Genomic DNA, 19,840 nt, shown 5'->3' with positions numbered 1-19,840 from the left:
TCAATCCGGATATGTGAGAGCTCTTTGGGCAAGTCGAAGGAACGGAAATCTTCCCGCGAATTGATCGTGTCATCCGCTCATTTGGCGGTTGGCAGTTCTCCGGCCCTCTCCGAGCTGGAGTATGGATTGATCCTCTTTTCGCACGCGTTTAACCGCTGGATGGTGCGCTGCATGGCGGCTGCCGGCGTGCCCAGCCTTTCCCCGATTGAAATTCTGATCATTCATTCGGTGCGGCACCGGGGCCGGCCGAAGACGTTGTCCGATCTGTGCCTCGTGCTCGACATCGAAGACACCCATGTCGCCAATTACGCCGTGAAGAAGCTGGAGGCTGCCGGTCTCGTCAAGACGGGCAAGGCGGGTAAGGAAAAGATGATCCAGGTAACCGACAAGGGCCTGGAGGCACTGACGCGCTATTCCGAAATCCGCGAACGGCTGCTGGTCGAAGCGACCAAGGTTTCCGGCCTCTCTCAGGACGATCTTTCCGACATGGCATCACATTTGAGAGCTCTGTCGGGCTATTACGAACAGGCAGCAAGGTCGGCGGCAACCCTCTGAGCTTGCCGACTGGGACCTGAAGGCATACCGACAACAATCCAACGACATCCATTGCAGGTGTGACTTTCTGCTGTCTCGCCAACACCGAATACCGCTTCACATCGAGGCTCATCACTTGTTGTTCGAGGCTTCATCCTTTTTTTGTCGCATCATACCTATATTAGCTCTGTGCGTTCCGTTGCTGAACATTGGCCGAAGCATTTTGCGTCGATGAAACGGCGGGATTTAGTTTTCACGAGAGTCTGACTTTTGCGAAAATTGCTGGCTTCGCACGATAGGAAAAGTGTGCTTACGTTGACGAAAGGGGAATGGTGTCAAAACTTCTATGAAAAACGATAGTTTCGAGCTTAAATTCTGGGGTGTGCGAGGAAGTGTTCCCGTATCGGGACCGGAATTCGAGCGTTACGGCGGGAATACATCCTGCATCGAATTGCGGCATGACGGCAGGCACATTATTTTCGACGCCGGAACCGGCGCACGCGAGGCTGCACTGTCACTTGCCAAGCAAGGTGTCCGCGACGTCGATGTCTTCTTCACGCACTCGCACTACGATCACATCATAGGTCTGCCTTTTTTCAACCCGATCTATGATCCGAAGGTCAGCGTCGATCTCTGGACGGGTCATCTCGCCGGCAAGACGACGACGCGACAATTGATCGGCCAGTTCATGCGGCCGCCTTGGTTTCCGGTGGAGCCCGATATCTGCCGGGCAACGATGAACTTTCGCGATTTCGCGGCCGGTGACACGCTGAAGCCGCATCCGGGTATCGTCATCCATACGGCCAAACTCAATCATCCAGGCGGCTGCATCGGCTACCGCGTCGAATGGGCGGGCCGGGTCATAGCGCTGGTCTACGATACCGAGCACATGGCTGGCCAGACGGATGAAGCAGTGCTTTCGCTGATGATGGATGCCGACCTCGCCGTCTACGACACGACCTACACCGAGCCCGAGATGGCAAAGCATATAGGCTTCGGACATTCCACTTGGAAGGAAGGCGTCAAGCTGGCGAAAAAAGCGGGCGCAAAGCGTCTCGCCCTCTTTCACCATGCGCCGGCACGCACGGACAAGGAACTGGACGACATGCAGCGAGATGCGCGAGCGAGCTTCCCGGGCTCCTTTGCCGCGTTTGACGGTCAGTTGCTCGAGCTTTGATGCACCTGTCCCAAACTGCAAACAGGTTTTGGGGTAAGATGATGCGTGCTGCTGCTAACCCATGAAGTCGCCGACGTGGCGCCAGTCGATGGCCGCGTGAGCAGCCGTCTCTTCGAATAGCGTTGCAATGAAATCCCACGCCAGCGCGTCATGGACGAGGTGATGGGTGAGGATACCGATCGGCTCGCTATTGCCGTCGAAGCGGTTTTGCAGTTCCCGCACGAGATAACCAACCAGCTCGGCATGCGGCCAGCCGCCATGGGTCCCGTGCCAATCCATGATATCGACATGGGTATTGATCAACGCGATTGGCTGATCCGGCTTTGCCAATCCGTAGACGGAAACAGCACGATATCCGAAAGCGGCCAACCCGGGCAGCAGCGCCTTGTCGATCCGGTTCCACGGCGGGACCAGCATCGGCGCGAATTGCTGGGGATAGAGCGCCTTCAGCTTGTCAAAGCCCTGGCGGAGTTCATCGAGGATGATCGCGTGCGGGCGATGCGGGCCGAGTTCCTGCTTCTTCGCCTCGTCCGGCGCATAATTGTGATGCGTCCAGCCATGCACGGTCACCGTCAAATCTTTCTGGCTTGCCAGTCGCGTCGCTAGCGGCTCGCCCGTATGGGCGGGGATTACTGCCAGGGCGACAGGTACGGAATAATGATCCGAAAGCGCCAGCAACCGGTCGAGCGCCTCGGTCGGATCGATGGCGTCGTCGTCGCGAAACCATAGTTTCGCCCTGCGGCCGGCATCGGCCCAGCGCTGCAATTCATCGCGCAGGGGCTGCCATGCGGCTCTATCGCTCATAATAGGAATCTCCCAAATGCTTTCGCAGGATGGCTTCAAGTCGTTTCGAAGCGGCGGTCAAGGACCGCTCGTGATGAACGAAGCGGTAGGCCGCCTTGCCCATCGCCCGCCGCTTCTGGTCGTCGCCAAGCAAACGCGCAATCGCGTCGGCCTGGGCGCTCAAATCACCTTCGGGTGTCAGAAACCCGGTGACACCATCCACCACCACTTCCGGCACGCCCGCGGTCGCCTGCGCGATGACGGGCAGGCCGGCGGCCTGTGCTTCCAGATAAGCAAGGCCGTAGGCCTCGCCACAGCCCGGCCAGACATAGATGCCCCCTGTCCGCAACGCGGTGACGATCTCGGGCGTTGAACGCTCTCCGAGCCAGGTGATGCGGTCGGCATCGAAGGCGGAGAACAGCGTCCGCACCTCCCCTCGCATCGGCCCGTCGCCGATGACGGTCAGCGTCCACTCGCGATCCCGGATCAGTTCCAGCGCCTGCGCAAGCATCACATAGCTGTCGAACTTGTCGCCGCGCCGCATCATCGCGACGGTTATCAGCCGGTGCGGAGCGGCTTCATCGGCCGGCGGCCCAAAGTGCGCCGTATCGATGAACGGCAGGAAGCGCTCATAGCGCCCCTCGGGAACGGCGTCCAAAAGGCCGATCCGGTCACGCTCGGTAAAACACAGATTGACGGCAGCCTGCCGAACTGCTTCGGCAATCAGGCGCTGGTTTTCGCCCCAGCCGCCGTCATCATGCCGCCTGCTATAGGATGCTTCGGCCGTGACGTAGGGAATGCCGAGCGACGCCGTAACCGGCGGGCCGATCAGGTCGGGCGTCTTGTAGTAGGGATGGTAGGTAAACCATAAATCCGGCCGCGGCTCTGCCCGCCATTTCTCCAGCAATCTGGCCGTCTCATCCGCCGCTTTCCGAGCGATCTCGGCAGACGATGCGTCCTGCGGCGTCGGCCTGAAACTGCGCAACTCGGAGGCGATCTCGACCTTATGTCCTGCCATCTCCAGGGCCGCGATGATCAGGCGCGCCATCAGCCGATCACCCGACGGCACCGGATGATTGGGCGATTTCAATGGAGCATAGAAGGCGATCTTCATGGCACAAGCGAATAGTTGACAAAAACGTGATAGTTTGGCCCGGAAATTGCCTGAATTCCGACAGGTTGCTTGACAATAAGGCTCCCGCTTCAAAAGCCGCATCCTCGACAGCATGCGGCATTGGAGCTAGATGATTTAGGCGATAACCGCTTTCCGTTCTTTTGTGAACGGGCAATATGATCTGGATTTGATGACCACCGAGGCGAGAAAACCCATCATCTCCGATCGTCTTGCGCGAAAGTTCCGCCTCGGCTCCGGTTTGATCATTTTCGTCTTCGTGATCATGCATCTGGCCAATCATTCGCTCGGATTGATTTCGCTGAGCGTCGCCGATCACGCGCAGCACTGGTTCATGGCCGTCTGGCGCAATCCGGTGGGCACCGTTCTTCTCTACGGCGCGCTGATCGTTCATATCCTGCTCGTCCTGCGCATGCTTTACAAGCGCCGCACTCTGGTCATGCCGGCCGGTGAGGCCTTCCAGATCGTCACCGGTTTGCTGGTTCCGGTTCTTTTGATCGACCACATCATCGGTACGCGCATCCTGCATGATATCTACGGCTATCAGGACAATTACCGCGCTATCGTCCACAGTCTCTGGATCACATCGCCGGCAAACGGCGTGCGCCAGGCGGTCGTGCTGGTGGTCGTCTGGATCCATGGCTGTATCGGTATCCATTTCTGGCTGCGATATCGCTCCTGGTATACGGCTATCGCACCCCTCATGCTGTCTTTCGCCATCGTCCTGCCCGTTCTCGCTTTGCTCGGTTTCGCCGCCATGGGCCGAACAGTGTCGCATGAGGCGGCGCAGAATGACGAACGCGGTTTTCGGGGCGGTTATTACAGCGACATGCGCAGCTATGGCGAAGGCGGGTCCATACCCGGCAGGCAGATGGTCAGCGCCATATGGCCCTATCGCGTGGGTTTCTACGGCGCCTTCAGCGCATCGATCATCAGCCTTTTCGCTTTCCGCACTCATCGCAAGCTGCGCGAACGGCAGCATCAGTTCGCGGTCCGCTATGCCGGCGGCGAAGTCGTGTATGCGCCCCGCGGCTTCACCGTGCTCGAAGCAAGCCGCCTCGGCGGCATCCCGCATTATTCCGTCTGCGGCGGCAAGGGCCAGTGTTCCACCTGCCGCGTCCAGATCATCGAGGGCGCGGATAATCTGCCGCCGCCCGAAGCGCTGGAACAGAAGACGCTGAACCGCATCGGCGCCACGCCGGACGTCCGCCTCGCCTGCCAGTTACGTCCGACAGGAAACGTCAGCGTCCTGCCCCTTCTGACGCCGATGGCGGAATCGAACATTCCCGTCTACAGCCAAACGGCAAGCCCTGGCCGCGAGCGTGAGATCGTCGTCTTTTTCTGCGATCTGCGGCATTTCACGACGCTGACCGAATCGCGCCTGCCCTTCGATATCGTCTTCCTGCTCAACCGCTATTTCGCGATCGTCGGGCGTATTATCGAGAGTAATGGCGGCCGGATGGACAAGTTTATCGGCGACGGCGCCATGGCCTTGTTCGGCCTGCGCACCACGCCGCAGGAAGCCAACCGGCAGGCGCTCAAAGCAGCCGCCGAGATCATCAGGGAGATCGGCAAACTCGGCGAGGAGCTGGCAGTCGAGCTATCGGTCCCCCTCGAAGTCGTCGTCGGTCTTCATACTGGCTTGGCCGTGGTCGGTTCGATGGGCTATGGCAACGTCAAGAACGTGACGGCGATCGGCGACACCGTCAATGTGGCGAGCCGCCTGGAAAGCGTCGCCAAAGAATTCAGCCGCGCCCTGGTCTTCTCCGAGCCGGTGGCGACCCTTTCCGGCATCGATATCGCCGGCATCGAAAGCCGGGAGATCGCCGTTCGCGGCCGCGGCGAGCCTTTGCGCGTCTATATCGTTCCGAAGGAGGAGAGCGGTCGCTTTGCATAGGCCGTTCGGGCGTGTAGGGATGGCCACCATGTCCGACCGTAAGATTTTGACCGCCAAGTACTGGAGACGAACCCTTCGCAAGATCAGGGATCGCATCGCCACACGCTTATTCGATACACGTCTCGGCCGTGAGATCCTGATCAGCGCCATCGGCCCGCGCGTGAAGACGATGACGGTCGATTGCGGTGATCATGTTCTAACCTTCTCGCCCGCTGACTACATCGGCCGTAAAGTGTTTCGCAAGGGCCATTTCGAGCGCGACCATGTCGACCGGTTGCTGACGATTCTGCGCGAGAGCGGTCTGCTGAGAAAGGGCACGGTGCTGCTCGAACTCGGGGGCAATATCGGCACGCAGACCAGCTATTTCGCCCTAAGCGGCGCGTATCGCCATATCGTTACCATCGAGCCGGACCCGCGTAATTTTCGGCTTCTGTCCGTCAATATCGCCGATAACGGCATGCAGGATATGGTCACGGCGGTCAATTGCGCCGCTGGCGATCGCGAAGGACAGCTCGATTTCTACCTGAGCCATAAGAACCACGGCAAAAGCAGCGTCTTTCGCCAGAGCGCAAGTGACGAAAAGATCTCCGTACCCGTCCGTCCCGTCGCCGATATTCTTGCCGATGCCGGCGTCGAGGCCGCCGATATCGGGCTGATCTGGATGGATATCGAGGGCTACGAGCCCGTTGCCGTCAGGTCGATGCAGGCGTTGATGGCCCGCAAAGTGCCGCTCTATATGGAGTTTACGCCCACCTTTTACGGCCGGGATCAGGCGATCACCTTCGTCGCCGATCTCGCCGGCTATTACGCCGAATGCCTCGTCTTTTTCGAGGACCGCAGCGTGGCGATGAAGGTTACCGACCTGCCGGTCGAAGGCGACCAGTTCGACGTGTTGTTCCTGCGCTGACGGCTATCTGCGGCGATAGATGAAATAGCGCCCCTCTTTCACACCTGACGGCAAGGACAGTGCTTCGAGATCGGGATGATCGAGCGGCAGGCCGCTGACAGCGAGACCATGCGATGCGAGAACACCGGCCATGATTTCGGGCAGCCAAGTCAGTGTCACCGCGTCCTTGTCCTCGTAACCTGTGCCGATATCGGCATGGGCGAGCGACGCGCCGATACCGATGAAATCTCTGGCGGTATCCTTGATTTCGCCGAGCACGAGATTGCCGTCCTCCGGCATTGACGAGCCGTATGCATGGGCAGCCCGATCGAAGGCGACGACGCGGCGGTCCGGAAAAAGCTCGCGCAGATGATCGAAGGTGCGGCCGTTGCCGAGCCCAAGCTCCAATACGGGGCCGTCCAGCGCTTTGACCTCATCGACAACGGCATTGAGAATATCCCGTTGTGCGGTCAGGCGGCGGATGAAACTATCCAGGCGGCTCATTCGTATACGTCCTTGGCGTCGTGGTGTCTCTCCCGCAGCCGGAGTAGCATGGCGAATGATACCGCGTCGACCGCCTGCTGGTTTTTCGATGCAGTTGTTGTAGGGATATGCGTCGCGCGCTTAAGGGGGATGTCATGGCCGATCTATCGAACGACGATTTCTTCCGTACGTTGCCGGTTTTCACCGATTTCGAAGGCGTCACCGACAGCAATAATTATCAGCCGCTTCCCGATGACTGGCTCCTGGCAGTGGCCGATATCGTCAGCTCGACCAAGGCGATCGCATCGGGCCACTACAAATCCGTCAACATGGCTGGCGCCAGCGTGATTTCAGCCGTGCTCAACGCGCTGGACAATGGCGACTATCCCTTTGTCTTTGGCGGCGACGGCGCTCTGGTGGCCATTCCTCCCTCCGGTGAGGATCGTGTGCGGCAGGCACTGGCCGCGGTGCGGACATGGGTCACGGAGGAGTTGGAGCTCAGCCTGCGTACCGCGCTGGTGCCGATGGCGGACGTTCGCGCCGAGGGGCTGGATGTGCGGGTCGCCCGCTTCAGCCCCAGTGACTTTGTCTCCTATGCCATGTTTTCCGGCGGCGGCGCGAGCTGGGCGGAAAAGCAGATGAAGGCGGGACGCTTTGCGGTCGAAGCGGCGCCACAGGAGACGCGGCCGGATCTGACCGGTCTCTCCTGCCGATGGAATCCGATCGACGCGCATAATGGCGAGATCGTCTCGATCATCGCCGTTCCCGATGCTGCCGGCAACGGCCCCGAATTCCAACGCCTCGTTGCCGATATCATCGCCATTTCCATGGAGCAGAACCGCGGCGGCCATCCCGTGCCGGTCGAAGGGCCGACACCGGCACTTGCCTTCGAAGGCGCCGATATCGAGGCCCGCGCAACGGCGTCGGTCGCCAATCGCTGGCTGCGGAAACTTTCGATCGCCGCCCAGATCGTTGTCATCTATATCCTCGACAAGTTCGGCATTCGCGCGGCAACCTTCGATGCCAAGATCTACCGGCGTGACCTTGCCGCAAATTCCGATTTTCGCAAATTCGACGATGGCCTGAAGATGACCATCGACGTGGACGCCGCGCATCTTTCCCGGATTGAAGCTCGGTTGCGCGAGGCCGAAGCCGCAGGCGTCTGCCGCTACGGCCTGCATCGGCAGCAAAGCGCACTGATGACATGTTTCGTGCCGACGCCGCTGATGCGCGATCACATGCATTTCATCGACGGGGCCAGCGGCGGCTATGCGATGGCGGCTATGGCATTGCGGGAAAAGTTGTGTGCCGCCGTTTCCCCGGCGTTGGATGCACCGCTGGCCTCGCCCGGCACACCATGAGGTTCTTCTCTATGGGAAAATTTTCTTGGATCGCATCGTTTTTGGCCATTGTTTCAGCGGCATGAGAGGCTTATCTAAACAAGAACAAAACGAGAGCCGGCAGTTCTGGCGGCCCTTTTTTGTTGTGCCATGTGTCCACCAGGACGCGTAGAAGGCGCAGCAAATTTTTCACGGCGCCGGCAAAACTCAAACCTTCTGGGAAATGTGCCGTCGTCTGTTGCATGGTTCGCTCATTCGACCTGTGCCAAAATGCTTGGACACGACCTTAACGCCGCGCCCATATCATTTGGTAGATGGCGCGTTGCCGGGTCGGAGCATTTGGGATTGCAAGGAATAGGCCACGGGATGATGACCGTTCATTCGAGTGTTTCCGATATTTTTCTCGACAAGGTCGCCGAATGGCTGACACAGTCGGCGCTGACAGGCGAAAATCTGGAGAGCATCGTTCGCGGCTTTTGCGAACGCATCGCCGCTTCAGGCCTGCCGATCGCCCGCGTGCACCTGACCTTCTCGATGCTGCATCCGCTCTATGATGCCCTCGGCTTCACTTGGCGCCGCGCCGGTGGCCTGACGATCGAAGGCTATCGGCATGTGAACGACAAGCCGGAGCGCTTCGTGCAGAGCCCCTATTATTATCTGCTCTCCAACAATCTCCTGCACCTGCGCCGTCGCGTCGATGTCGACGGGCCGCTGGAGTTTCCCGTCTTCGAGGACCTGCGCAAGGAAAAGATCACCGACTATATCGCCTTCGTGCAGACCTTCGGCGCCGGTTCCGCCCAGGGCATGATGGGCTCATGGTCAACCGACAGCATCAGCGGCTTCAGTGAGGAGATGATCGGCGCGCTGATGCGCATGCAGAATCATCTTGCCATGGCCGCCAAGATGGCGGTGCTTGGCAAGCTCGCCAACAATATGCTCACCACCTACCTCGGCGGCGACGCCGGCAAGCGCGTGCTGAATGGGCAAATCCGCCGCGGCGACGGCGAGACGATCCGCGCCGCCCTCGTCATGGGCGACATGCGGCAATCGACCCTCTATGCCGAGAAAGAAGGGCGCCAAGCCTATATCGATACGCTGAACGAATTCTTCGACGCCATCGCTGCGCCGTTCAACCGTAACGGCGGGGAGATCTTGAGTTTCCTTGGCGACGGTTTCCTTGCCGTCTATCCCTGCGGGCGGCACAAGGACCCCTCCAAGGTCGCCTGCGAGGCGGCACTGTCAGCCGTTTTCCATGCGCAGGGCCGTGTTGCCGCCCTCAACAAGGATCGCAAGACGCGGGGCCTCAGCGAAGTGCGCTACGGCATCGGTCTGCATGTCGGCAATGTCATGTTCGGCAATGTCGGGCTGAAGGATCGCCTGACCTTCTCCGCCTTCGGCGCCGCCGTCAATGAAGTGCAGCGGCTGCAATCGCTGACCAAAAAGTATTCGACGGAGGTGGTCGCAAGCCAGGCCTTTGCGGGCTACACCGGCGGCGAATGGGTAACGCTCGGCGAAGAGAGATTGCGCGGCGTCCGCCAACGCTTCACGGTCGTACATCCGAAAGCCATAGCCGATGCAAATGGGACGACGGAAGTCTTTCATGATGTGGCCGCCGACGGCTTGTCGGAGGCGGAACAGGTCATCCTGCTGCACCGGGATGCCAAGAAGTTCGAGAACCGCCAGCAAGTCGAGAAGTTCATCCAGTGACATTCAGGAGCTCATAGTTGAGCATCCTCCTATAGATCACTGGAAAAGCGACAGTTTTTTAACGGTTGATGCACAGCCCTTTGACTAACTGGACACCCGTTATGGGCTACGTTAGTGTGCCATACGGGGCCATAAGGTCGTGTAAGCGGGAACTACTATAGTATGGCGTCAGGGACTGATTTATTGCGTATCGAGAACCTCGACGTCTCGTTCTCGATCTACGGCGACAAGTTGCGGGTGGTCAAAAGCGCCAATCTCCGGGTGCTTCCCGGTAAGGTAACGGCGCTGGTGGGCGAGTCCGGTTCCGGCAAATCGATCATCAGCCAGTCGATCATGGGTATCCTGCCGACCCCGGCGAAGGCGACGGGCCGCATTCTTTTTACTGATCCGCTCGATGGCGTGACAACCGACGTTCTGCAGTTGCCACGCGACAGCATGGAGATGCGCCAGCTTCGCGGCGCGCGTATGGCCAATATTTTTCAAGAGCCGATGACCTCGCTCTCGCCGCTGCATACGGTTGGCAATCAGATCAGCGAGGCGCTTCGCATCCATAATCCGGCCATCAGCAAGGCCGAGCAGCGCGAGAAGACCGAGGAGATGCTGGGCCTCGTCGGCTTTCAGAACCCGCACCGCACCTTCGACATGTACCCGTTCGAACTGTCCGGCGGCATGCGTCAGCGCGCGATGATCGCCATGGCGCTGATCTGCAATCCGGCGCTTCTCATCGCCGACGAGCCAACGACGGCATTGGATGTTACGATCCAGGCGCAGATCCTCGGCCTGCTACGCAACCTGCAGCAAAAGTTCAACATGGCCATACTGCTGATCACCCATGATCTTGGCGTCGTCGCCAATATGGCTGACGAGGTCGTGGTCATCTATCATGGCGAGATCATGGAGGTCGGACCGGTCGATACGATCTTCCGCCAGCCACAGCATCGATATCTGAAGGCGTTGATGTCGGCGGTGCCGCATTTCGACATGAAACCCGGGGAGCGGCTGAAATCGCTTCGCGACGTGCCGGTCAATATCGGCACGTTCTCGGGCAAGAAGAAATCGGCCAAGACCAACGGCGACGCCGCGCAGATGCTGCTCTCGGTGCGCAATCTCACCAAGACCTATACCTCGAAAGGAAGGGGGCTGTTCGGACGGCGGGCGGGCACGAAGTTCCGCGCCGTCGACGATGTCAGCTTCGACATCCGCCGCGGCGAATGTCTGGGCCTCGTCGGCGAAAGCGGATGCGGGAAGACGACGATCAGCAAGATTTTGATGCGCGCCGTCAGCGCGGATGACGGTTCGGTGACGTTCGACGACGGCGACGGCAAGATCGATGTGCTGGCCGTCAAGGGCGACGATCTCATGGAGCTCCGGACCAAGATCCAGATGGTGTTCCAGGATCCGGTTTCATCCCTGTCACCGCGCATGACCATCCGCAATATTCTGAGCGAACCCCTTGAAATCCATGAGCACGGCGACAGCAGTGAGCGCAAGGAGAAGGTCAAGGGACTTATGCAGGCGATCGGGCTCGACCAGCATTATTTGAGCCGCTACCCCCACAGCTTTTCCGGCGGCCAGCGCCAGCGCATCGGCATCGCCCGCGCCCTGGCGCTCGGGCCGAAGCTCCTGATCCTCGACGAGCCCGTTTCGGCGCTCGACGTCTCAGTTCAGGCGCAGATCCTCAATCTTCTCAAGGATTTGCAGAAGGAACTTGGCCTCACTTATCTATTCATCTCGCACAATCTCGCCGTCGTCGACTATATGGCGGACCGCATCGCCGTCATGGCCCGCGGCCGCATCGTCGAAATCGCGCCGCGGGAGATCATCCTGCGCGATCCTGTCCATCCCTACACCCGCTCTCTGCTCGCAGCAGTCCCCTTCCCCGATCTCGACCGGCCGCTTGATTTCTCCGCCTTGAATGCCGAAGGTCCGGCCGCCAAGCAGAGTTGGGGACCGCAATTTGCAGAGGACGAAGGCGGTGACCTCGCCTACGCCGATCTTGGCGGCGGTCATTTCGTGCGCGCTCGCCGCGGCGCCGATGTTCAGGAATTACGCACGTGGTAACCCGTCGAACCTTTCTCGGTTTTCTTGCATCTTCCGTGTTGCCGCTGCCGGCTGTCGCGGCGGATGCCGACAATGAACCCGACTTCCTGCACGACTGGCTGCGGGCCGGCCAGATGCCGCCGCTGGCGCAGCGCCTGCCGAAGATGCCCCGTATCATCAATCTCGCCGCACTCGGTCGCGAGCCCGGCCGCTATGGCGGCTCGATACGCATGCTCATCGGCGGCCAGAACGATCTGCGTCTTATGAATGTCTACGGTTATGCCCGTCTGGTGGGTTATGATCAGACGCTGACGCTGCAGCCGGATATCCTCGAATCCTACACGGTTGAAAACGACTGTATTTTCACCTTCAAGCTGCGTGAGGGTCATAAGTGGTCGGACGGCCATCCGTTCACATCAGACGATTTCCGCTATTGGTGGGAAGATGTCATTCTGAACAAGAAGTTGACGCCGGGCGGTGGCGCGCTGGAGCTGCGTCCGCATGGCGATCTGCCGCGCTTCGAAGTCATCGATGAGCTGACCGTGCGTTATAGCTGGGACCAGCCCAATCCGTATTTCCTGCCAAATCTTGCCGCGCCGCAAGCCTTGGTGCTGGTCGGCCCCAGCCATTATCTCAAGCAGTTCCATCCGAAATATCAAGACGATATCCGCCTTTCGGCGCTTATGAAGCAGTATCGCGTCAAGAAAGTCGCTGACCTGCACATCAAGATGGCCCGCGTCTATCGTCAGGAAAATCCCGAGCTGCCGGTGCTGGATCCCTGGCACAACACGACCGCACCGCCGGCCGAGCAATTCGTGTTCGAGCGCAATCCCTATTTCCATCGCATCGATGAAAACGGCAAGCAATTGCCGTATGTCGATCGCTTTGTTCTAAACGTCAGCTCATCCGCGATCATTTCGGCCAAGGCCGGCACCGGCGAAAGCGATTTGCAGGCGACCGGTATCGATTTCGACGACTACACCTTCCTGCGGGACGCGGAGAAACGTTATCCGATCAAGGTCAATCTTTGGAAGGCGACGCGCGGGTCGCGCGTGGCGCTGATGCCAAACCTCAATAGCGCCGATCCGGTCTGGCGGCAGGTGTTGTGCGACGTGCGGGTGCGCCGCGCCTTGTCGCTGGCTATCGACCGCCACGAGATCAATATGGCGGTTTTCTATGGCCTCGGCACCGAAAGCGCCGACACCGTGCTGCCGGAAAGCCCGCTCTATAAGCCGGAATATGCCAAGGCCTGGATCGCCCATGATCCGGCCCAGGCCAACACCTTGCTCGATGCCGCCGGCCTCGATAAGCGCGATGCGGACGGCATTCGCCTGCTGCCGGATGGTCGACGGGCAGAAATCACCGTTGAGACCGCCGGCGAAAGCACCCTCGACACCGATGTGCTGGAGCTCGTCATCGACCACTGGCGCAAAGTCGGCATCGCGCTCTTCACCCGCACATCGCAGCGCGACATCTTCCGCAGCCGCGCCATGGGCGGGCGCGTCATGATGTCGATCTGGTACGGCCTCGACAATGGAGTGGCGACCGCCGACATGAATCCCGGCCAGCTTGCGCCGACCATGGACGACCAGATGCAATGGCCGCTCTGGGGCATGTATTATCTCTCCCGCGGCACTCAGGGCACGGCACCCGATCTGCCGGAGGTCAAGAAGCTCGTCGAGCTGCTGGGAAAATGGGGCGAGTCGACTTCATCCTTCGAGCGGGCCGGAATCTGGCATCAGATGCTGGAGCTCTATACCGATCAGGTCTTTTCCATCGGCCTGATCAATGGCACGCTGCAGCCGGTCGTGCGTGCGTCACGTTTGCAGAATGTGCCGGAAAAAGCGCTCTACGGTTTCGATCCGACCTGCTATCTCGGCGTCTATATGCCTGACACCTTCTGGCTGAAGGAGGATCAACCGCGTGTTTAAATATATCCTTTGGCGCCTTGCGGTGATGGTTCCGACGCTGCTCGTCATCTCGATGTTGGTCTTCACCATCATCCAGTTGCCGCCAGGCGATTTCTTCGAAAGCCAGATCGCCGAACTTCGCGCGCAGGGCGAGAGTGCCAATCTGCAAGAGATCCAGGATCTTCGCCACGAATACGGGCTCGATAAGCCCATTGCCTTGCAATATGTCTATTGGGTCGCCGGCATGCTGCATGGCGATTTCGGCTATTCCTTCGAATATCAACTGCCGGTCTCGGAGGTCGTCGGCGACAGGTTGTGGCTGACGATCCTTGTTTCGATGACGACGATCATGTTGACGTGGCTGGTCGCCTTCCCCATCGGCATCTACTCCGCCACCCATCAATATAGCTGGGGTGACTACGGCCTGACTTTCCTCGGCCTGCTCGGCATCGCAATTCCGAATTTCATGCTGGCGCTGATCCTGATGTATTTCGCCAATATCTGGTTCGGCGTCACCATCGGCCATCTGATGGATCAGAAATATCTATCGCAGCCGATGAGCTGGGAAAAGGCGCGCTCGATCCTCTCGCATCTGTGGATTCCCGTCATCATCGTCGGCACTGCTGGCACCGCCGGCATGATCAGACGCCTGCGCGCCAACCTGCTCGACGAAATGCAGAAGCAATATGTCATCACCGCCCGCGCGAAGGGGTTGCACCCGCTCCGGGCACTGGTGAAATATCCACTGCGCATGGCGCTTAATTTCTTCGTCGCCGATATTGGCTCGATCCTGCCGTCGATCATTTCCGGCGCCGAAATCACCGCCATCGTGCTGTCTCTGGAGACGACCGGGCCGATGCTGATCAAGGCGTTGCAAAGCCAGGATATGTATCTCGCCGGCTCGTTCCTGATGTTCCTCGCTTTCCTGAACGTTATCGGCGTGTTGATCTCCGATATCGCCCTCGGCTTCCTCGATCCCCGCATCCGCTTGCAAGGCAGGAGCACAAAGTGAACGCACCCCTGCCGCGCCCAGGCGCCCCGCTAGAGCATTACGTTTCAACCGCCGCCTTCGATCCGGAGCAGTTCGAGGCCATGTCGGCCGGTCAGGCGCGTTACTACCAGGCCTCGCAGAAGCGGCTGATGTGGTGGAAGTTCAAGCGGCACAAGCTTGCTCTCGCCTCCGGCATCTTCCTGCTGCTGCTTTACGCCATGATTCTGATTTCGGAATTCCTGGCGCCCTACGGCCTGCATACCCGCAATGTCGAATACATTCATTCGCCACCGCAGAGGGTGCATTTCTTCAACAACGGCGAATTCGTCGGCCCCTTCGTCTATGGCCGCAAGATGACGCTCAATCTCGATACGTTGCGGCGGATCTATACCGACAAGACTGAGGACGTGCAGCCGATCCGCTTCTTCTGTCATGGCGACGCCTATCGTTTCTGGGGTCTTGTGGACGCGAACATCCATCTGGTCTGCCCCGCCGTCGGCGGCCAAATGTTCCTGCTCGGCACCGACCGACTGGGTCGCGACGTACTGTCCCGTATCATCTATGGCGCGCGCATCTCCCTGACGATCGGACTGATCGGCATCGCCATCAGCTTCGTGCTCGGGATCGTCATCGGCGGGCTCGCGGGCTATCATGGCGGTGTTTTCGACCTTCTCGTCCAACGGGTCATCGAAGTGCTGCAGTCGTTGCCGAGCCTGCCCTTGTGGATGGCGCTAGCGGCGATCATGCCGGTGACCTGGAGCCCCATCATCGTCTATTTCGGCATCACCATCATCCTCGGTATTCTCGATTGGACCGGACTGGCACGCGCAGTTCGTTCCAAGCTCTTGTCTTTGCGCGAAGAGGACTATGTACTTGCTGCACAATTGATGGGTGCAAGCTCGCCGCGTATTATTGCGCGTCATCTTATACCAGGCTTCATGTCGCATCTGATCGCGACGGCGACGATTTCGATCCCCAGCATGATCCTTGGCGAAACCGCGCTGAGCTTCCTGGGGCTCGGTCTTCGCCCCCCGATCACAAGTTGGGGCATTCTGCTGACGGAGGCAAAGAACGTCAGCGTCATCGCATTTTACCCGTGGCTCCTTTTCCCGATGGTCCCGGTAATTTTGGTCATTTTGGCGTTCAACTTTTTAGGAGACGGCTTGCGCGACGCGGCCGATCCCTACAAATAGCGGAAAGCGTGGCCAGAAATGAGTTGCAATTCGAAGAGCGGCCGCGGACGTCGTTTGCTGACAACGTGCGAAAATGACTTTCATTCCTGAGGTTTTGCCCATGAAGCGGCGCTTAGAAGATGCTCGAATCCTCATGTATAGTCATGACACGTTCGGTCTCGGTCACCTCAGGCGGTGTCGAACCATCGCGCACGCGCTTGTCGAGGATTATCGCGGGCTGAACGTCCTGATCGTTTCCGGCGCGACGATCGCCGGTGCTTTCGATTATCGAGCGCGAGTCGATTTCGTGAAGGTGCCGAGCGTCATCAAACTGCGCGACGGTGAATATACGTCGATGGCAAGCCATATCGATCTTCAGGAAACGCTGAAGATGCGCCAGTCGATCATCCGCCACACCGCGGAGACCTTTCAGCCCGACATCTTCATCGTCGACAAGGAGCCGATGGGCCTGAAGGGCGAGGTCGAGGAGACCCTGCAATATCTGAAGGCGCGCGGCACGACGCTCGTGCTCGGCATGCGCGACGTCATGGACGCGCCGCACCTGTTGGAAGCGGAGTGGAAGAAAAACAACGCCCTGCAGAAGATCGATCAGTTTTACGATCGCGTCTGGGTCTATGGCCCGCCGGATTTCCATGATCCGCTTGTCGGCCTCGATGTGCCGCCCGGCGTGCGCCGGAAGATGGAGTTCGTCGGATTCCTGCAGCGTAGTGTATCCACCTTGGGCACGAAGTCGGAACATGTGCCTGACGAGGATTACATTCTGGTCACGACCGGCGGCGGTGGCGACGGCGCCGATCTGGTCAGCGATGTCATCGGCGCTTTCGAGCATGACAATACGCTACAACACAAGACGTTGATCGTGCTTGGTCCCTACATGCCGGCCAAGGAGCGTAACCAGTTGCTGGAGCGCGCGAGTAAAATTGCCTGTCTGCAGGTGATCGAGTTCGACAACAAGATGGAAGAGCTGATCGCCGGCGCCAAAGGCGTCGTCGCCATGGGCGGCTACAACACCTATTGCGAGATACTGTCCTTCGACAAGCCGGCGCTGATCATTCCGCGTACGCGCCCACGCGAGGAACAGTTGATCCGCGCTCAGCGGGCAAGCGAGCTCGGCCTTGTCGACATGCTGCTGCCGGAGGAGTCTGCCGATCCGAAACAGCTTGCGGCGGCGCTAAAGCGCTTGCCAACCCGCGCACCACCATCGGCGAGCGGCGGGAACATGCGGCTGGAAGGTCTGGTCCATATTTCCCGCATCGTCGGCGAATGGTTTGACGACCGCGACCACTATCCGCCACTGTCGATCGTCGCCGAATAGAGCATCGGAACCGATCGATGCGGAAAAAAATCCTGGTGGTCCTCAAGGGCTACCCCCGCTTGTCCGAGACCTTCATCGCACAGGAGCTGCTTGGCCTGGAGCGAGCCGGCTTCGACCTGACGCTGATCTCGATGCGCAAGCCGACGGACAAGAAGCGCCATCCTGTCCATGATGAGATCAAGGCGCGGGTCGTTTACCTGCCGGAATATCTGCACAACGAGCCGCTGCGCGTGCTGCGCGCCTTCCTGGCCGGGATCAGAAAGCCCGGTTTCAAGCCATTGCTGAGGCAGTTCTGGGCCGATCTCAAGCGCGACATCACGCCGAACCGCGTTCGACGTTTCGGCCAGGCGCTGGTGCTGGCGCATGAATGGCCCGACAATGGCGAGTGGCTGCATGCGCATTTCATCCATACGCCAGCCTCGGTGACCGCCTATGCCAGCATCATGACGGGTATTCCCTGGACGTGCTCGGCGCATGCCAAGGATATCTGGACCTCGCCGGACTGGGAGCTGTCGGAAAAGCTCGAACGCGCCCGCTGGACGGTGACCTGCACGCGCAGCGGCTTTGAACACATGTGTGATCTGACCGCAATGCCCGAGAATGTACACCTCAGCTATCACGGCCTCGATCTCGCACGTTTCTCGCCCTTCACAGGCCACCACTCCGATCGCGATGGTTCGCAGGCACTGGAACCCGCTCTGCTGCTCAGCGTCGGGCGTGCGGTGGAGAAGAAGGGTTACGATGTGCTGCTGAGGGCATTGGCGCTGCTGCCCGCCGATCTCCATTGGCGCTTTACCCATATTGGCGGCGGCGATGGGCTGGCGAAGCTGAAGGCGCTCGCCGAGACGCTGGGCATTACCGACCGCATCACCTGGAAAGGCGCGATGGCGCAGGAGGATGTGCTGGCACAATACCGCCAGGCGGATCTCTTCGCCCTTGCCTGCCGTGTGGCGGCGGATGGCGACCGCGACGGTCTGCCGAACGTGCTGGTCGAGGCGTCCAGCCAGCGCCTGGCCTGCCTCTCCACCAATATTTCCGGCGTGCCGGAGCTGGTGACCGATGGCGAAAATGGCTTCGTCGTGCCGCCGGAAGATCCGAAGGCGCTGGCGGCGGCAATGGAACGGGCGATACGCAACCCGGCGCTGCGCCATCGGCTCGGCGACGCCGCCGAGAAACGGGTGCGCGAGCATTTCGACCATCATTCCAGCATCTGGCAATTGACGCGACTGTTCGAGGATCAGTGGCAAAAAGAAGAGCAATGGCGCAAATCCGCATGACGCCCCTCCACACGTCGTCCCCCCGCGTTTTTTTCTATGTTCAGCACTTGCTCGGCATCGGCCATCTCGCCCGCGCCAGCCGTATCGCCAGCGCCATGGCGAAGGATGGTTGCGAGGTAACGGTCGTTACCGGCGGCGTGCCGGTGAACGGCTTTCCTGGTCCGGATGTCACCTCCGTCACCCTGCCGCCGGTGGTGGCCAGCAGCGCCGGTTTCTCCGGACTCGCCGATCAGTTGGGAAATGCCGTCGGCGAGGACTTTCTGGCCGCGCGCCGCGACCAATTGCTGGATGCTTTTCGGACGGCTTCGCCTGATATCGTCATCATCGAGGCATTTCCTTTCGGCCGCCGTCAAATGCGCTTCGAACTCCTGCCGCTGCTCGATGCCGTCGCGAGAGCCAATCCGAAGCCGAAACTCTACACCTCGGTGCGCGATATCCTGCAGCAGCAGAAGAAGCCGGGGCGCGATGAAGAGACGGTGGCGCTGCTGCGGGATCATTTCGATGGCGTTCTCGTCCATGGCGATCCCAATTTCGTTCGACTGGAGGAGACATTTCCGCTCACCTCGGCGATATCCGACAAGATCACCTATACCGGCCTGGTAGCGCCGCCACTGCCGCCCGAGCCGCCCGAGATCTTCGACATCGTGGTTTCCGCCGGCGGCGGTGCCGTCGGGCACGACCTGATCCGCGCCTCGTTGGAGGCGGCAAGCCGCGTGGCCGTCGATCGCCGCTGGCTGCTGGTCACGGGGCCGAACCTGCCGGAGCAGGATTTCGCGGCATTGACGGGGGATGCGCCCGGCAATGTCGACCTCGTCCGTTTCCGCAAGGATTTCCCGTCCTTGCTGAGGGGGGCAGAACTGTCGATCTCGCAGGCGGGCTATAACACGGTCGGCGATCTCCTCGTCACCGGCTGCCGCTCCATCCTGGTTCCGTTCACGGCGGGCGGCGAGACGGAGCAATCGGTGCGCGCCGAGCGGCTGGAGAAGCTCGGGCTAGCACTGGCCTTGCCGGAAGCGGGGTTGACGACGGATCAGCTCGCCGATGCGGTGGAGACAGCGCTGTCGAGGCCGAAACCGTCAAACCCTGATATCGATCTTGCCGGCGCCGAGCGAACCTCGGCGGTCATTCGCCAGAGATAACGGTTGCAGCAATGAATCCGTCACAATACCTATCGT

16 protein-coding genes are annotated in these 19,840 nt (G+C 59.9%); 13 read left to right on the top strand and 3 right to left on the bottom strand.

The window, feature by feature from the left end; translation table 11 throughout:
- Nucleotides 1–24: 24 nt before the first annotated feature.
- Nucleotides 25–555 (top strand): winged helix DNA-binding protein, encoded by a 531-nt coding sequence (locus NXC24_RS28235; protein WP_104826682.1) that lies wholly within the window; start codon nt 25–27, stop codon nt 553–555.
- A gap of 325 nt (nt 556–880) precedes the next feature.
- Entirely contained in the window at nt 881–1,711 is an 831-nt protein-coding gene (locus NXC24_RS28230) for an MBL fold metallo-hydrolase (protein ID WP_104826681.1), read from the top strand.
- Nucleotides 1,712–1,765: 54 nt separating this feature from the next.
- On the opposite strand, the gene NXC24_RS28225 is transcribed toward NXC24_RS28230, so the two are convergent.
- Both NXC24_RS28225 and NXC24_RS28220 read right to left on the bottom strand, forming a co-directional pair.
- Nucleotides 1,766–2,515, bottom strand: coding sequence for a polysaccharide deacetylase family protein (locus NXC24_RS28225; RefSeq protein WP_104826680.1), 750 nt, complete (start codon nt 2,513–2,515; stop codon nt 1,766–1,768).
- Nucleotides 2,505–3,608, bottom strand: a complete 1,104-nt coding sequence (locus NXC24_RS28220) for a glycosyltransferase family 4 protein (RefSeq protein WP_104826679.1) — start codon at nt 3,606–3,608, stop codon at nt 2,505–2,507. Before NXC24_RS28220 ends, NXC24_RS28225 begins: the two co-directional genes overlap by 11 nt.
- 190 nt (nt 3,609–3,798) lie before the next feature.
- On the opposite strand from NXC24_RS28220, the gene NXC24_RS28215 reads away from it, so the two are divergent.
- A complete protein-coding gene (locus NXC24_RS28215) occupies nt 3,799–5,523 on the top strand; it encodes an adenylate/guanylate cyclase domain-containing protein (protein ID WP_104827875.1) in 1,725 nt (574 codons plus the stop codon).
- A 28-nt stretch (nt 5,524–5,551) separates the two neighbouring features.
- Complete coding sequence (locus NXC24_RS28210) at nt 5,552–6,430, top strand: FkbM family methyltransferase (protein WP_104826678.1); 879 nt, start codon at nt 5,552–5,554, stop codon at nt 6,428–6,430.
- A gap of 3 nt (nt 6,431–6,433) precedes the next feature.
- Here NXC24_RS28210 and NXC24_RS28205 read toward each other — a convergent pair whose 3' ends face one another.
- Nucleotides 6,434–6,913 (bottom strand): class I SAM-dependent methyltransferase, encoded by a 480-nt coding sequence (locus NXC24_RS28205; protein WP_104826677.1) that lies wholly within the window; start codon nt 6,911–6,913, stop codon nt 6,434–6,436.
- Between the two features lie 134 nt (nt 6,914–7,047).
- On the opposite strand from NXC24_RS28205, the gene NXC24_RS28200 reads away from it, so the two are divergent.
- The 9 genes from NXC24_RS28200 to NXC24_RS28160 all read left to right on the top strand — a co-directional run bounded on the left by NXC24_RS28200 (nt 7,048) and on the right by NXC24_RS28160 (nt 19,804).
- Nucleotides 7,048–8,253, top strand: coding sequence for a DUF3095 domain-containing protein (locus tag NXC24_RS28200; protein ID WP_104826676.1), 1,206 nt, complete (start codon nt 7,048–7,050; stop codon nt 8,251–8,253).
- 345 nt (nt 8,254–8,598) lie between these two features.
- Nucleotides 8,599–9,939, top strand: coding sequence for an adenylate/guanylate cyclase domain-containing protein (locus NXC24_RS28195; RefSeq protein WP_199773648.1), 1,341 nt, complete (start codon nt 8,599–8,601; stop codon nt 9,937–9,939).
- Between the two features lie 162 nt (nt 9,940–10,101).
- Entirely contained in the window at nt 10,102–12,000 is a 1,899-nt protein-coding gene (locus NXC24_RS28190; protein ID WP_104826675.1) for an ABC transporter ATP-binding protein, read from the top strand.
- Nucleotides 11,994–13,910 (top strand): ABC transporter substrate-binding protein, encoded by a 1,917-nt coding sequence (locus tag NXC24_RS28185; RefSeq protein ID WP_104826674.1) that lies wholly within the window; start codon nt 11,994–11,996, stop codon nt 13,908–13,910. The genes NXC24_RS28190 and NXC24_RS28185 overlap by 7 nt, the downstream gene beginning before the upstream one ends.
- Nucleotides 13,903–14,901 (top strand): ABC transporter permease, encoded by a 999-nt coding sequence (locus NXC24_RS28180; protein ID WP_104826673.1) that lies wholly within the window; start codon nt 13,903–13,905, stop codon nt 14,899–14,901. Before NXC24_RS28185 ends, NXC24_RS28180 begins: the two co-directional genes overlap by 8 nt.
- Nucleotides 14,898–16,073 (top strand): ABC transporter permease, encoded by a 1,176-nt coding sequence (locus tag NXC24_RS28175; protein WP_104826672.1) that lies wholly within the window; start codon nt 14,898–14,900, stop codon nt 16,071–16,073. The genes NXC24_RS28180 and NXC24_RS28175 overlap by 4 nt, the downstream gene beginning before the upstream one ends.
- Before the next feature lie 100 nt (nt 16,074–16,173).
- Nucleotides 16,174–17,388, top strand: a complete 1,215-nt coding sequence (locus tag NXC24_RS28170) for a glycosyltransferase family protein (protein WP_104826671.1) — start codon at nt 16,174–16,176, stop codon at nt 17,386–17,388.
- 17 nt (nt 17,389–17,405) lie between these two features.
- On the top strand, nt 17,406–18,665 hold the full coding sequence (locus tag NXC24_RS28165) for a glycosyltransferase (protein WP_104826670.1): 1,260 nt from the start codon (nt 17,406–17,408) through the stop codon (nt 18,663–18,665).
- Nucleotides 18,647–19,804: a glycosyltransferase gene (locus NXC24_RS28160; protein ID WP_245464182.1), complete on the top strand. Its 1,158-nt coding sequence runs from the start codon at nt 18,647–18,649 to the stop codon at nt 19,802–19,804. Before NXC24_RS28165 ends, NXC24_RS28160 begins: the two co-directional genes overlap by 19 nt.
- Nucleotides 19,805–19,840: the final 36 nt, after the last annotated feature.

This window comes from Rhizobium sp. NXC24 (assembly GCF_002944315.1).
In the GTDB taxonomy this organism is placed as follows: domain Bacteria; phylum Pseudomonadota; class Alphaproteobacteria; order Rhizobiales; family Rhizobiaceae; genus Rhizobium.
This window is presented reverse-complemented; position numbering and strand designations above follow the sequence as displayed.